This window comes from Muriventricola aceti, from assembly GCF_025567565.1.
In the GTDB taxonomy this organism is placed as follows: domain Bacteria; phylum Bacillota; class Clostridia; order Oscillospirales; family Oscillospiraceae; genus Lawsonibacter; species Lawsonibacter aceti.
The window spans coordinates 40,919-54,306 of sequence record NZ_JAOQKF010000011.1 but is presented as its reverse complement, the minus strand read 5'-3'; the positions used below and the strand labels follow the sequence as shown (position 1 = coordinate 54,306).

The following is a 13,388-nucleotide window of genomic DNA, read 5'->3' as shown; positions in this document are numbered from 1 at the left end:
TGCTCCCGATCAGAAGGGGCCGGGAAACAGAGCGATGAAGGGGGCTGCGGGGACTGGGTGGGAAGGCGGCAGATTTGCAAGTGGATGATTGAAGGGACGCTCCCGATACTGGGAACGTCCCTTTGTCACAAGGCCAGGAGGAGATAGCCACTCAGCAGTATTGTCAGAAAAACCAAATTGGCCGCGGTGAACCACAACAGGTATTTTCCCTTTTTGTAGGGAGAGCGGCGGACCACCTGCTTATAGGAAATCAAACTGGCCATAGAGGCGATCAGCGTACCCAGTCCCCCCAGATTAGTGCCAACCAGTAGTGCGGTCCCGTTGTCTGTAAAACCAGACAGCAGCAGGGCGGCGGGCACATTACTGAGCGCCTGGCTAGCCAGGACGGCGCATACCGCCTCATGGTGAGCGAGGACGGCCTGGAAAAAGTCATGGCAGGCGGGCAGGCGGCTTAGGTTGCCCACAAAGAGAAAGAAGCCTACAAAGGTGGCCAGCAGGGACCAGTCCACCCGGACCAGCACACGGCGGTCTACCAGGGCAGTGAGCAGGGCCACCAGTACGCATAACAGCGCCACAGGCAGGGCTTTCGCCACCGCGGCCAGACAGAGGACAAAGAGGATGAGGTAAAAGCCCAGACGCCTGCCTTCGGAAATCGCGGGAGGTGTCAGCTTGGGTAGGGACAAGGGGGTGGAGCGGCGGCACAGAAGGAACAGTAGAATCAGCAGACCGGAGGCGGCGGTGAGGGGGAGCATGGACCGGAAAAACTCCCCAAGGCTCATCTGATAGTGGGAGTAGAGGTACAGGTTTTGGGGATTGCCGATGGGGGTAGCCATACTGCCTAGATTGGCGGCGATGGTCTGCATGGCCACCACAGGGATCAGGCGCTCCTCCTCTCCGGCTAGCTCTAGTACCTCCATTGCGAAGGGAACAAAGGTGATAAGGGCCACATCGTTGGTCACTGCCATGCTGAAAAAGAAGGGCAGGAAGATGAGCGCACCCTCCAACTGTCTGGTCGTGGCCGTCCGCTCCAGCAGATGCTCACCCAGACGGCGGAACAGACCCAGCCCCTGGAACCCTGCCATCACCGCCATCAAAGAAAAGAGCAGCCCCAGGGTGCCGCCGTCGATATAATCCAGATAGGCCCGGTCCGGGGGGACCAGAAAGGCTGTGGCAGCCGCCAGCAGCCAGGCGATGGACAGCACCGTTTCCCGCCGTAAAAATACTATGAGCTTTTGCAACACACATCTCTCCATTCGGGAGGATATGTTAGCACAGACAGGGGGAAAAATCAAAGAAAATATTTTTGTGGGGGAGAGGCTGGAGGATATCGAATTACCATATGTCAGCACTTTGGAGGATAGAGAAATAGGAAAGCCCCCAAGCCAAAATGGCTTGGAGGCTTGTTAAGCCGTCCGGGACAGAAGCTTTTCCTGCCGGAGGACACGGAGAAGAAAGAGAAGGGAGAGAATGGCGGTGAGTACTCCGGTAGAGGTGGAGATGAGCCACACCCCATCCAGCCCCAGGGCGCCGGGCAGTACAAGCAGGGACAGGAGGGGGAAGACAAGAGTCCGGCTGAACGCCAGGACCAGGGAAAGCCCCGGTCGATTCAGGGCGGTAAAGAAGGAGCTGAGGCAGGTGCTCACCCACCCAAGGAGATAGGACAAGGAGAAGAGCTCCATGGCCCGCAGGGTCATGTCCAGCAGAGCTGAGTCCTCCTCCTTGAGGAACAGGGGGATGACCTGTTCGCCTCCGAGCTGCATCCAGACCAGCACAGCCAGGGAGATAGCCGCCGCCGCCGTCAGGACTCGCTTCTCCAGGGCGAACATACGGGTACGGCTGCCGGCACCATAGTTATAGCTGATGGCGGGCTGCATGGAGTCGGCCATGCCGAAAAGGAGGGCGCCGACGATGCTGTCCACATACATCACGATGGAAAAGGCGCTTACCGCCGGGGTGCCGGCCAGATGGAGCAGTACACTGTTGAGGATGACCATGAGCACCGAGCCGGCGATGCTGGAGAAGAATTCTGAGCTGCCATTTGCCAGCAGGGCAGCCAGCTGATGGAGAGGTACCCGGCCCCGGACAAAGCGTAGGGGCAGTTTTTTTCGTAGGAAGGGGAGCAGGCCAAGGACTGTGCCCAGGGCCATCCCAATGCAGGAAGCCAGGGCCGCCCCGGCCACTCCCCAACGGAAGACAATAAGGAATAGAGCGTCCAGTACAATGTTCACAAGGGAGGTGAACACATTGATTCCCATGCTGTACCGGACCCGGCCGCAGATGCGCAGATAGTTGTCCAATGCGAAAAAGAGCATGATAAAGGGGGCCAGCAGAGCATAGACCCGCAGGTAATCCACTGCCATAGCGGTGACCTGACGCTCCGCGCCCATGAGTGCCACTGCGGGCCCGGCCAAGAAGAAACCCGCCGCTCCGATTAGAAGAGAGAGCAGAAGGATGAGCTTGGAGCAGAAGCTGAAAATACGGCTGGCCTCCTCGGACTTCTGCTCCCCCAGGCGGATCGCGATCTGGACCGAAGAGCCCACGGCTACCAGATCGATCAGGGCAAAGCTGATTAAAAGCAGGGGCATGACTAGGTTAACGGCGGCCAGGGCGTCGGCCCCAACATAGCGGCCCACAAAGATGCCGTCCACTACTGTATAGAGCGAGGTGACCGCCATGCTGACCATACTGGGCAGAGCACATCGGAAAAAGAGCCGGGTAGGGGAAAGGGTGATAAAAATACGTTCTTGCTGTGTCATATTAAAGATCCTTTTGATACTCCTTGCTGAATATGTCTAAAATCGCGCAGAACAGGTCAATTTCATCCTGGGAGTAGGCGGCCTCCACCTGACGAGCCGCACGCTCCAGCGGACGGTCATAGGCTTTTAGCGCCAAGGCGGCCGGCCCGGTAACTGACAAGTAGCTGACACGCCGATCCTCCTCGCTCCGGGTTTTGGTTACCAGGCCCAGTTTGACCAGTTCCCCGACTTTGATGGTGGCTGCCGCGCGAGAGATGTGCAGGGTGTCTGCCAAGGTGGTGACAGTGCACACGCCCAGGGCCTGCTGATAGGAGATGACATCCAAATACATGATGCTGTTATAGGACAACTCACCTCCTCCAGTCTTGTTTACTTGGCGCAGGTCACTGACGGTAGAGTCATAATAAAATCTGCACAGACTGTCACGCAGGTCCATAAAACAGGCACCTCCTAAATAGTTAACCAAATTTAATTAAATTTGCTTAATCAATATAACAGAAGATTATAATGTTGTCAAGTAGGAGAAAGAAGGATGCTAAGAAGTAAAAAATCCGTCCAAGCACAGCTTGGACGGATCAGATGTACGAAAGGGAAAGGAAAGATATGCTCAGAGATCCTCCCCGCTGATGACTTGGGCTTTAATCAGGTTGGTGGAGCCGCTCTTGCCCAGGGGGACCCCAGCGGTAATCACGACCGTGTCCCCAGCCTGGACCAGCCGTTCCTTCAGAGCCACCTCGGCGGACAGAGAGAAGATGCGGTCGGTGGAGTTGACCTCTCCGGTGAGGAAGGGGATGACACCCCAGCAGATGTTCAGCTGGCGGCGCACCTTCTCATGCATGGTCAGGGCGGCCACGGGGCAGGAGGGGCGGAACCGACAGATCATCCGGGCGGTACGGCCGGAGTTAGTGGCCGCCAGGATGGCCTTGGCGTCCAAGTCCTTGGCGGTCAAACAGCAGGTGTGAGTGATGGCGTCGTTAATGTTGCTGGCCGGGACCACCCTCTGCTTTTGGAAGTGGCGCCAGTAGTCAATGGAGGCCTCCGCCTCCTCCACAATGCCTGTCATAGCTGTGAGGGCCTCCACCGGATATTTGCCCCCAGCAGTCTCGCCGGACAGCATGACGCAGCTTGTGCCGTCAAATACGGCGTTGGCCACGTCGGACACCTCTGCCCGGGTGGGCCGGGGGTTGCGCATCATGGAATCCAGCATCTGGGTGGCGGTGATGACAGGCTTGCCTGCCTGAAGGCCCTTGCGGATGATTTTCTTCTGAAGGATGGGTACCTTGGCGGCGGGGATCTCTACGCCCAGATCGCCCCGGGCCACCATAATGCCGTCGGCGGCGGCCAGGATCTCGTCGATGTTGTCTACGCCCTCCTGGTTCTCGATCTTGGCGATGATCTTCACACTTTCCCCGCCACAGTCCTGAAGGACCTGGCGGACCGCCTCAACATCGCTGGCCTGACGGACAAAGGAGGCAGCGATAAAGTCAAAGTCATTCTCCACCCCGAATCGGATGTCTGCCACATCCTTCTCGGTCAGGGCGGGCAGATGGATATGGACGCCGGGGATATTGATGGACTTATTGGCGGATAAAGTACCACCGTTCTCCACTGTGCAGACGATGTCCTCACCCCGGATCTCATCCACCCGGATGGCCACTAGGCCGTCGTCAATGAGGATCTCCTGGCCGGGGGCCACCTCCTGGTGGAGCTTGGGATAGCTGACAGAAACATGCGTCTGGTCCCCCACCTCCTCCCGTGTGGTCAGAGTGAAGGTATCCCCCGCCTCCAGGGAAATGGACTTGGTGTCGAAGTTGCGGATGCGGATCTCCGGCCCTTTGGTGTCCAAAATTGTGGCCACCGGGCGGCCCATAGCGTCACGGACAGCCTTGAGCAGACTAAGCCGCTCCAGGTGCTCCGGGTGGCTGCCGTGGGAGAAGTTGAACCGGGCCGCGTCCATTCCGGAGCGGATCAGGGTGCGAATCATATCCTCGCTGTCCACCGCGGGGCCCAGGGTGCAGATGATCTTTGTTTTTCTCATATTGATTTCCTCCTGTGGGAATCAAACTGTTCAGACTTCGTACATCCCTATCATACAGGAAAAGAGGGGCTTTGAACAGGGGGCAATTCCATGAAATTATGTCCTCTCCAAGACCAAAAATCCGACAAATGGGAGGGGGCTATCCGAATGGTGAACGGACACAGAAGGTATGAAAAGACCCCCTCCCGCTTAGGCGGAAGGGGGCAGTCATTTTATAGGTAGGAGTCAGCCAGAGCCTTGAATTTCGGCAGGGCCCGCTGGATCATCTCGGTCTGGACACAGTAGGCGATGCGCACATGGCCGGGGGCGCCAAAGCCGGAGCCGGGGACCAGCAGCAGGTCGAACTTCTTGGCCCGCTCGCTGAAAGCCAGATCATCGGGCTCCAGGGACCGGGGGAAGAGGTAGAAAGCGCCGCCGGGCTGGGCTACATGGTACCCCATCTCCCGCAGGGAGGAGGTGAGCAGCCGGCAGTTCTCCTCGTACACCTTCAAATCAGAGGTCATATCGCAGCACAGAGAGGTCACCTGCTGGAACAGGCTGGGAGCGTTCACATAGCCTAGGGAGCGGCCCGCCCCTGCCACGGCGGCATAAACATCGGCAGAGTCGGTGATGTCACCGGGGACCAGCACATAGCCCAACCGTTCGCCGGGGAGGGACAGGGACTTGGAGAAGGAGTAGCACACGATGGTGTCCCGGTAGATGTGAGGGACCCAGGGGACCTCGAAGCCCTGGAATACAATTTCACGATAGGGCTCGTCAGAGATGAGGTAGATGGGGTGTCCGTACTCCTGACTCTTGGCGGTGAGGACGGAGGCCAGCCGCTCCAGGGTGTCCTTGGAGTAGACTACGCCGGAGGGATTGTTGGGGGTGTTGACCACCACGCCCTTGGTGTGGGGGCCGACAGCCTTTTCAAAGGCCTCAAAGTCAATCTGGAAGTGGTCGATCTCCGGGGGAATGAGTACCATTTTGGCCCCCGCGCCTTCAATGAATACCTTATATTCGGGGAAATAGGGGGCAAATACGATGAACTCGTCCTCGGGGCAGGTCAGTCCGCCGAAGACACAGCAGAGAGAGGCGGCCGCCCCTACGGTGATATAGAGCTGGTCGGCGGTGTAGCTGGCCCCAAAACGGCGGTTCAGGGAGTCGGCGAATCGCTGGCGGGCCTGTGCGTCGCCCTGGGCGCTGGTGTAGCAGTGGATCAGTTCGGGCTGTTCCCGCAGAATGCGGATGGCGGTCTCGTTGACCGCGTCGGGGGCGGGAACGCTGGGATTGCCCAGCGAGAAATCAAAGACGTTTTCAGGGCCGACAACAGCGGCCCGCTGCTTGCCGTACTCAAACAGCTCACGGATCACAGACCGGGCGGTGCCCAGTCCAAGCATACGTTCAGAAACCACGGGGATGACCTCCTTATGAAAAATCGGGAAAAAAGAACAGGAACGGACCTGCTTGTCCATTATACCACGGCAATTTATCAGCGTAAAGCGGCAATTTTGAGTCAGAGGGAAGAAAAAGGGGGGAAGTTCGATGACAAGAGGGGCAAAATCAGCCACGCCTCGCCTTTACAAACGGAGAATGGGGGGCTATAATCAAAGAAATACCAGTGGAGAACGGGGAGGTGAGGGTATGCTGGAGTTGGCTGGAAGATCCATCGCGGAGCAGATCGCTATTGGACAGCTGCACTTTTACCGGCGTGAGCCCCCTGTGTTAGCCCCCCGCTCTCAACGCGGCCCCCAAGAGGAGCTGGAGCGATTCCAACAAGGACAGAGGCAGGCCGTACTGCAGTTGGCTGCCCTCTACGACCGTGCCTTTGCCGAGGTGGGGGAGGAAACAGCCTCTATTTTTGCCATCCACGCTATGCTGCTGGAGGATGAGGACCTTGTCCGAACCATCACGGACATGATACAAAGGGAGGGGGCCACGGCAGAATATGCTGTCAAGGCGGCGGGGGATGCTCTGGCCGCCGCCTTTGGAGCGATGGACAGCCCCTATATGCGGGCCAGATCGGTGGATATGCGGGACATCTCCCGCAGAATGCTCCGGGCGCTGCTGGGTCGCCGGCCAAAGGCACCCTTGACCCGGCCGGGGACCATCCTGGTCTGTGAGGAGTTTTTCCCCAGCGAGGTGATGGAGTTGGACCGCCGCTGGCTGGTGGGACTGGCGGCTATGCGGGGCAATGTGGACAGCCATACCGCCCACCTGCTGCGGGCCTATCACATCCCAGGCATGATTGAGCTGGACCTGTCCCCGGACCTGGAGTGGGAGGGACAGATCGGCCTGATGGACGGATTTGACAACAAGCTGTATTTGGACCCGGACCGGGAATTGATGGAGAAACTCCGCCTGAGGTATCAGGAGCGGGGCTGCCCCGTGGGCTGCGGGACATAGAAAGAAAAGAAAGGGGAGCGTACACATGGAGCGGGAGAAGAAGCGGAGGTTGAGCTGTACGGACTGCGGCCTGTACAACTGTCGAAACCGGGGGGAACAGTACCCGGAATTCTGTTTGACCACCGGATGTGTGGAGGCGGGGGAAACCGCTGAGTTGGACCAGATTTATGGCGGCGACACCATAGACGGGAAAATGGCTCGGGCTGCCGCCCAAATCGAGGGGCGGTATTACTGTACCAAGACCCGTGTAGAAGAAACCGTCCTGTTTATCAAGGAGATCGGGGCCAAAAAGGTGGGGATCGCCACTTGTTTTGGACTGATTAACGAAGCTAAGATCTTTGCCAAAATCTTGCAGAAAAACGGAATTGAATATGTCAGTGTGGTGTGTAAGGTAGGGGGAGAGGACAAGGCGAATATGGGGCTAGCCCCTGAGGACACCATCTGCAAGGGGGCCCATCCGGAGACCATGTGCAACCCCATCCTCCAGGCACGGGTGCTCAACCGGGAAAAAACGGATCTGAATATCGCTATCGGCTTGTGTGTAGGCCATGACGCCCTGTTCAGCAAGTATTCTGACGCGCCGGTGACTACCCTCATCGCTAAGGACAGGGTGCTGGGCCATAACCCGGTGGCCGCTCTGTACAGCGGGTACTATAAAAAACTTTATGAGTGAATCGATCCAGGGATGCCGTGGGATGATTTGAGGAACCAGACTTGAAGGTGCTATTTGAAAGAATAAACGGTGGCGCGGACTGCCTGGATAGACGTTTGGAGCAAGTACAGTTCCTGACAGGAAATTCCTTGAAAATGATCGCTGTTATGGCGATGGTTATTGACCACACCTGCAAAATCGTCCTTCAGTGGCTCTTATCAAATTACTGGGGCGTAATGGTGGATACCGGGAAACTATCCTGGGAGCAGTTTGAGAAAATTGATTATTTCATTCGATTTGATCTGCAGAGCATAGGTACAATTGCGTTTCCGCTGTTTTGCTTTTTGCTGGCAGAGGGTTTCCAACATACTAGAAACAAGAAGCGATATATCGGGTTAATGCTTGTATTTGCGCTAATCTCCGAAATACCTTTTGATATAGGATTTTTTAGCAGATATTCGCTTATGGAGGGTACATTTCCGTTTTATTTAAAATATCAAAATGTATTTTTCACTTTGTTTTTAGGCTTATTGACATTGGCGTGTCTCGAAAGATGCTCGTGCAAATCACAGGTGCGCACTGATAAAATTAAGTCAGTGGTTTTGCAAGTTGTCAGTGTGGCGCTTTTTTCTGTAATTGCTGAACTGATACGCTGTGATTACGGGATACAGGGGATCCTGTTCATATCCGCGTTCTACGTCTGCCGCAGCCATCGGGTCTATCAAGTGCTGCTGTTCCTTCTGGCATATATGGGGGCGACTGGAAATCAGCCGACTATGTGCATCCTTTTTACCTGTCTGCTCATTTTACTCTATAACGGCAGGCGGGGGAAACTGAAATTGAAGCGCTTTTTTTACGTATTCTATCCGCTGCACATTACGATTTTGTACCTATTCCGATTGCTCTTGGAAAAGTCGATGATAACCTGATCGCGCGATTTTGATTTGTCGGGGCACTGGCCCCCTGAAAAAACCTGTGCTGCGCATAACAAAGTCCTCCGTATGAATTCGATCATGCGGGGGACTCAGTTTGTTAAGCGATAATTCTGTAAGAGCGCAGACTATTGTTATTGAATCGGCATAGGGCAGACGGGGCAGAAAGTATGCACCTGTTCCTGGCCGTTGAGGATACGCAGAGCGCCCAGGGCCAGGGCCTCCATCTCGTTTTCTCCGGGGATGACCACCACCCGACACAGGTTGTGGAGATAATCGATGACCATGCTGGTGAGCTTTTTGGAGTTGGCCAGCCCCCCGGTGAGGATGACCGCGTCGATCAGCTCATGGAAGCAGCCCAGCATGATTCCAACGCCCTTGGCGATCTGGAGGGCTTGGGCCTGGTAGACCAGGGCCGCCCACTCATCCCCGTCCTCGATACGGCGCTCCACCTCCCGGCAGTCATGGGTGCCCAGCAGGGCGGACATCCCACCCTCCCCCCGAAGCTTTTTCAGCATCTGGGCCTTGGTGTACTTGCCCGAGTAGCACAGATCCACCACATACAGCATATTCAAACTGCCCGCCCGGTCCGGGGAAAAGGGGCCGGCGTCGTCGGACACAGAGTCGATGATGCGCCCGTGGCTGTGTGCGGAAATGGAAATTCCACCCCCCAAATGGGCCACGACCAAATTCATATCCTCGTATTTCCGGCCCATGGCCTGGGCGTACTTGTGGCTGGTGGCTCTGGCGTTGAGGACGTGGCAGAAGCTGGTGCGGGTGACCTCCTTAAAGCCAGTGACACGGGCCTCCGGGGGCAGCTCATCACTGGTGACCGCGTCGTAGATATAGGCGGGGATGCGCAGCGGTTCAGCAAATTCCCGGGCCATCAATCCACCCAGGTTGGAGGCGTGGTCAAACACTGTGTGGTGGAGCAGGCAGTCGGTCAAGTTGTCATCCACCACATAGCCGCCGGCCACGATATTAGGAATGATGCCGCCCCGCCCTACCACAGCGGAAAGCTGCGTCAGGTCAAAGCCCTCCTGGGCCAGCCAGCTTCGGACCAGGGCCACCCGGTAGTCTAACTGGTCGTTGAGGGCAGGATAGGGGGACAGGTCCTGGTTGGTGTGCCCGATGCTTTTGAGCATCAACGGGTGCTCATCCTCGTAGACAGCGGCCTTGGTGCTGGTGGAGCCTGGGTTGAGGACTAAGATCTTGTGGGACATGTCAGCTTCCTCCTAATCCATGGCGGCGCAGAGCAGGATAGAGTAATATTTCTCCTCCGGCGTGGCCCCACGGGAATTGATGGTGATAGGGACCGCCGCTCCCAGCACGACTCCGGCCATCTGGCCGCCGGCCAAGCCATATAGGGCTTTGCCCAGTACGTTGCCCACGGCGATAGCGGGGACCAGCAGAATGTCCGCGTCCCCGGCCACCGGGCTGTGGTAGCCCTTCACCAGAGCCGCCTCGCGGTCAGTGGCCAGGTCCAGAGAGATGGGCCCTTCCACGATACAGGGACCGAATTCCCCCCGCTCTCCCGCTTCTTTTAGTGACAGGGCGTCCCCGGTTTCAGGCATAGCGGGATTCACCGTTTCCACAGCGCACAAGGCGGCGGCCTTGGGCCGTTCATAGCCCAGGAAGCGGCAGAAGTCCACCGCGTTTTTCAGGATATGGCCTTTCTGCTCCAGATTGGGGGCTACTACCATACCGCCGTCGGTGATGAATAGCAGCTTGTGGTAGCGGGGCACATCCAAAATAGCCACATGGGACATGACCTGGCTGGCCCGAATGCCTGTTTCCCGGTGGACCACCGCCTTGAGCAGAGTGCCGGTCTGAAGCATCCCCTTGATGAGGATATCCCCCTTTCCCTCCCGGATAAGAGCGACAGAGCGGGCAGCGCACTCCAGATCATCCTGGGCGTCTACGATCTGTTCTGGAGAGAGCTCCTCCCCCAGACTGCGGGCAATGGATCGGATCTCGTTCCGTCGGCCCACCAAGATGGGGCGGATCAGCCCGTCTCGGCGGGCGGCAAAGACTGCCTGTAAGGTGTGTTCGTCATGGGCCGCGGCTACCACCGCCTCCCTGGGGGAGAGATGTTGCAGCCGGCTCTTCAGAGCTGAAAAACTCGAGATGACCATGGGCGTCCTCTTTTCTGTCAGTTTGTCGCACCTATTCTAACATTCCAGAGAAAAAAAGTATAGGGCAAATTTGCTGTCCTTCCCCTTGACGGATGGGACCGGAATCGGTATAATATCATTTGTTATCCGCTAGTGTGGCTCAGGGGTAGAGCAGCTCACTCGTAATGAGCAGGCCGTGGGTTCGATTCCCACCACTAGCTCCACGTCGGAGCAAAGTCCGTTTTGCTCCGACGTCTTTTTATGCCTGGGGCAAAAAAGACGTCATCCGCCCGCTTCCCTGCTCCTCCTTTTCAACTGCGGCCCGCTCCGCTGGGCACACAGTTGGTGGGCCGCCCTGTGGGCGGCATTTTTCGCCATGAAGAAATATCGATTTTGACCGTCCCTGCCAGCTCGTCGCAAGCGATATGTCGCTTGCGACGAGCTTTTTCATTGTAAAGAAAGACACGACTTACGTCGTGCCTTTCTGAAAAAATAGGAAGTTTTCGATCATCAGCCCATGCACTCAGCACATCTTGGCGCCAGCGGGGATCTTGTCGTCCAGCATAAGCAGATTCAGGACCTCAGCGCCCTTCTCAGTGTGGACGGCGGAGATGAGCATACCGTTGGACTCCAGGCCCATCATTTTCCGGGGCGGCAGGTTGACGATAGCCATGAGGGTCTTGCCTACCAGGTCCTCCGGCTTGTACCATTTGGCGATGCCGGACAGGATCTGACGGTCGGTACCGGTGCCGTCGTCCAGGGTGAATTTCAGCAGCTTCTCGCTCTTCTTCACATTCTCACAGGCCTTGACCTTGACTGCTCGGAAGTCAGACTTACAGAAGGTGTCAAAGTCCACCTTGGCCTCCAGCTGGGGCTCTATTTCCAGGTCCGGGAGGGCGGACTTCCGGGCGGCTTCAGCCGCCGCCTCCAACTGGGCCAGGGCCTTCTCTGTGTCTACACGGGGGAACAGGTTTTCCCCCCGCTGGACGGTGACATCCCTCCGCAGGGAGCCGTAGACGGCGGCGCTGTCCCAGGTGCGGCACTCCTGGCAGGCGCCGATTTGGTCCAGTACCTTTCCGGCGGAGCCGGGGATAAAGGGGGTCAGCAGGATGCCGGATACCCGCAGTACCTCCAGCAGGTTATACATGACCCGTGCCAGACGGGGACCGTTGGCCTCCATGTCCTTGGCCAGCACCCAGGGGGCGTTCTCGTCGATATACTTGTTGGCCCGGCCGATGACCTTAAAGATTTCCGCCAGGGCGTTCTGGAAGGCGTAGTGCTCCATCTGCTCCTCATACCTGGCGCGCAGGGAGGAGATGAGCTCCACCATCTCCCTGTCCATCTCCCCGTTTTCCGACTGATCTTCGGGCAGGGTGCCACCGAAATACTTGCCTACCATGGACACGGTTCGGGAGAGGAGGTTGCCCAGGTCGTTGGCCAGGTCCACATTGATAGTCTGAATCAGCGCTTCGTTGGAGAAGTTGCCGTCAGAGCCGAAGGGGAAGGTGCGCAGCAGGAAGAACCGCAGGGCGTCCACCCCGAACATCTCAGCCAGGATATAGGGGTCCACCACGTTACCCTTGCTCTTGGACATCTTGCCGCCGTCCAGCAGCAGCCAGCCGTGGCCAAAGACTTTCTTGGGCAGAGGCATCTCCATACTCATAAGCATGGCAGGCCAAATGATGGAGTGGAAGCGGACGATCTCCTTACCAACAAAGTGAACGTCGGCGGGCCAGAACTTTTCATAGTCGTGGTACTTGTCGTTGAACAGGCCCAGAGCGGTGGTGTAGTTGAACAGGGCGTCCACCCACACATAGACCACGTGACCGGGGTCGAAGTCCACGGGCACGCCCCAGGTAAAGGAGGTCCGGGATACGCACAGGTCCTCCAGACCGGGCTTTATAAAGTTGTTCACCATCTCGTTGACCCGGCTGCGGGGCTCCAGAAAATCGGTGTCCTCCAGCAGATGCTGGATGCGGTCGGCGTACTTGGAGAGTTTGAAAAAGTAGGCTTCCTCCTCCGCGTCCTGGACGTCTCGCCCGCAGTCGGGGCACTTGCCATCTACCAGTTGGGATTCGGTCCAGAAGGACTCACAAGGCTTACAGTACTTGCCCACATACTTGCCCTTGTAGATGTCGCCCTTCTCATACATCTTTTTAAAGATCTTTTGAATGGCGGATACGTGATAATCGTCGGTGGTGCGGATGAAACGGTCGTTGCTGATGTTCATCAGCTTCCACAGATCCTTGACTCCCTTGGGACCCTCCACGATGCCGTCTACGAACTCCTTGGGAGTAACGCCGGCCTCCTTGGCCTTGTCCTCGATTTTCTGGCCGTGTTCATCTGTACCTGTGAGGAACAGGACCTCATAGCCGGTCAGCCGCTTATAGCGGGCCATGGCGTCGGTGGCTACGGTGCAGTAGGTGTGGCCGATGTGCAGCTTATCGCTGGGATAGTAGATGGGTGTGGTGATATAAAAACGCTTTTTATCCATAGTAAAGCAGCCTCCAA

Annotated in this window: 13 protein-coding genes and 1 tRNA gene; 6 read left to right on the top strand and 8 right to left on the bottom strand. The window is 57.2% G+C overall.

Going from position 1 to position 13,388, the window contains the following annotated elements:
- Positions 1-125: 125 nt before the first annotated feature.
- Complete coding sequence (locus OCV64_RS12160) at positions 126-1,241, bottom strand: SLC13 family permease (RefSeq protein WP_394803837.1); 1,116 nt, start codon at positions 1,239-1,241, stop codon at positions 126-128.
- A 22-nt stretch (positions 1,242-1,263) separates the two neighbouring features.
- Between OCV64_RS12160 and OCV64_RS12155 the strand changes: the two genes are divergently transcribed.
- Positions 1,264-1,407, top strand: coding sequence for a hypothetical protein (locus OCV64_RS12155; RefSeq protein ID WP_240288427.1), 144 nt, complete (start codon positions 1,264-1,266; stop codon positions 1,405-1,407).
- Here OCV64_RS12155 and OCV64_RS12150 read toward each other — a convergent pair.
- From OCV64_RS12150 to OCV64_RS12135, 4 genes are all read right to left on the bottom strand, one after another.
- Positions 1,404-2,756 (bottom strand): MATE family efflux transporter, encoded by a 1,353-nt coding sequence (locus OCV64_RS12150; RefSeq protein ID WP_186851828.1) that lies wholly within the window; start codon positions 2,754-2,756, stop codon positions 1,404-1,406. The genes OCV64_RS12155 and OCV64_RS12150 overlap by 4 nt on opposite strands.
- 1 nt (position 2,757) lies before the next feature.
- Entirely contained in the window at positions 2,758-3,192 is a 435-nt protein-coding gene (locus OCV64_RS12145; protein WP_147573206.1) for a MarR family winged helix-turn-helix transcriptional regulator, read from the bottom strand.
- Between the two features lie 171 nt (positions 3,193-3,363).
- Positions 3,364-4,794: a pyruvate kinase gene (gene pyk / locus OCV64_RS12140; protein ID WP_186851829.1), complete on the bottom strand. Its 1,431-nt coding sequence runs from the start codon at positions 4,792-4,794 to the stop codon at positions 3,364-3,366.
- A gap of 212 nt (positions 4,795-5,006) precedes the next feature.
- The gene (locus OCV64_RS12135; RefSeq protein WP_262670179.1) at positions 5,007-6,188 is read right to left on the bottom strand and encodes a pyridoxal phosphate-dependent aminotransferase; all 1,182 of its coding nucleotides are present in this window, start codon (positions 6,186-6,188) and stop codon (positions 5,007-5,009) included.
- A 15-nt stretch (positions 6,189-6,203) separates the two neighbouring features.
- Between OCV64_RS12135 and OCV64_RS12130 the strand changes: the two genes are divergently transcribed.
- From OCV64_RS12130 to OCV64_RS12115, 4 genes are read left to right on the top strand one after another with little or no spacing between them, the layout of a single operon-like run.
- Entirely contained in the window at positions 6,204-6,380 is a 177-nt protein-coding gene (locus tag OCV64_RS12130; RefSeq protein ID WP_186851830.1) for a hypothetical protein, read from the top strand.
- Between the two features lie 37 nt (positions 6,381-6,417).
- A complete protein-coding gene (locus tag OCV64_RS12125; protein WP_186851831.1) occupies positions 6,418-7,179 on the top strand; it encodes a phosphoenolpyruvate-utilizing N-terminal domain-containing protein in 762 nt (253 codons plus the stop codon).
- A 25-nt stretch (positions 7,180-7,204) separates the two neighbouring features.
- On the top strand, positions 7,205-7,852 hold the full coding sequence (locus OCV64_RS12120) for a DUF1847 domain-containing protein (protein ID WP_147573214.1): 648 nt from the start codon (positions 7,205-7,207) through the stop codon (positions 7,850-7,852).
- Positions 7,853-7,899: 47 nt separating this feature from the next.
- A complete protein-coding gene (locus tag OCV64_RS12115) occupies positions 7,900-8,760 on the top strand; it encodes a conjugal transfer protein TraX (protein ID WP_262670222.1) in 861 nt (286 codons plus the stop codon).
- 137 nt (positions 8,761-8,897) lie between these two features.
- Here OCV64_RS12115 and buk read toward each other — a convergent pair whose 3' ends face one another.
- Positions 8,898-9,986 carry a butyrate kinase gene (buk, locus tag OCV64_RS12110; protein ID WP_262670177.1) on the bottom strand — a complete coding sequence of 363 codons (1,089 nt, stop codon included), beginning with the start codon at positions 9,984-9,986 and terminating at the stop codon, positions 8,898-8,900.
- A 12-nt stretch (positions 9,987-9,998) separates the two neighbouring features.
- Positions 9,999-10,898: a bifunctional enoyl-CoA hydratase/phosphate acetyltransferase gene (locus tag OCV64_RS12105; RefSeq protein WP_147573221.1), complete on the bottom strand. Its 900-nt coding sequence runs from the start codon at positions 10,896-10,898 to the stop codon at positions 9,999-10,001.
- Between the two features lie 128 nt (positions 10,899-11,026).
- Here OCV64_RS12105 and OCV64_RS12100 point away from each other — a divergent pair.
- Positions 11,027-11,101, top strand: a tRNA-Thr gene (locus OCV64_RS12100).
- 299 nt (positions 11,102-11,400) lie between these two features.
- On the opposite strand, the gene metG is transcribed toward OCV64_RS12100, so the two are convergent.
- Positions 11,401-13,371 carry a methionine--tRNA ligase gene (metG, locus tag OCV64_RS12095; RefSeq protein ID WP_262670176.1) on the bottom strand — a complete coding sequence of 657 codons (1,971 nt, stop codon included), beginning with the start codon at positions 13,369-13,371 and terminating at the stop codon, positions 11,401-11,403.
- Positions 13,372-13,388 lie beyond the last annotated feature (17 nt).

Excerpts from the sequence above, each read along its gene's own strand:
- buk (WP_262670177.1), bottom strand. The coding sequence starts at position 9,986 with ATGTCCCACAAGATCTTAGTCCTCAACCCAGGCTCCACCAGCACCAAG.
- metG (WP_262670176.1), bottom strand. The coding sequence starts at position 13,371 with ATGGATAAAAAGCGTTTTTATATCACCACACCCATCTACTATCCCAGC.
- OCV64_RS12155 (WP_240288427.1), top strand. The coding sequence starts at position 1,264 with ATGTTAGCACAGACAGGGGGAAAAATCAAAGAAAATATTTTTGTGGGG.
- OCV64_RS12125 (WP_186851831.1), top strand. The coding sequence starts at position 6,418 with ATGCTGGAGTTGGCTGGAAGATCCATCGCGGAGCAGATCGCTATTGGA.
- OCV64_RS12120 (WP_147573214.1), top strand. The coding sequence starts at position 7,205 with ATGGAGCGGGAGAAGAAGCGGAGGTTGAGCTGTACGGACTGCGGCCTG.
- OCV64_RS12145 (WP_147573206.1), bottom strand. The coding sequence starts at position 3,192 with ATGGACCTGCGTGACAGTCTGTGCAGATTTTATTATGACTCTACCGTC.
- OCV64_RS12130 (WP_186851830.1), top strand. The coding sequence starts at position 6,204 with ATGAAAAATCGGGAAAAAAGAACAGGAACGGACCTGCTTGTCCATTAT.
- pyk (WP_186851829.1), bottom strand. The coding sequence starts at position 4,794 with ATGAGAAAAACAAAGATCATCTGCACCCTGGGCCCCGCGGTGGACAGC.
- OCV64_RS12150 (WP_186851828.1), bottom strand. The coding sequence starts at position 2,756 with ATGACACAGCAAGAACGTATTTTTATCACCCTTTCCCCTACCCGGCTC.
- OCV64_RS12105 (WP_147573221.1), bottom strand. The coding sequence starts at position 10,898 with ATGGTCATCTCGAGTTTTTCAGCTCTGAAGAGCCGGCTGCAACATCTC.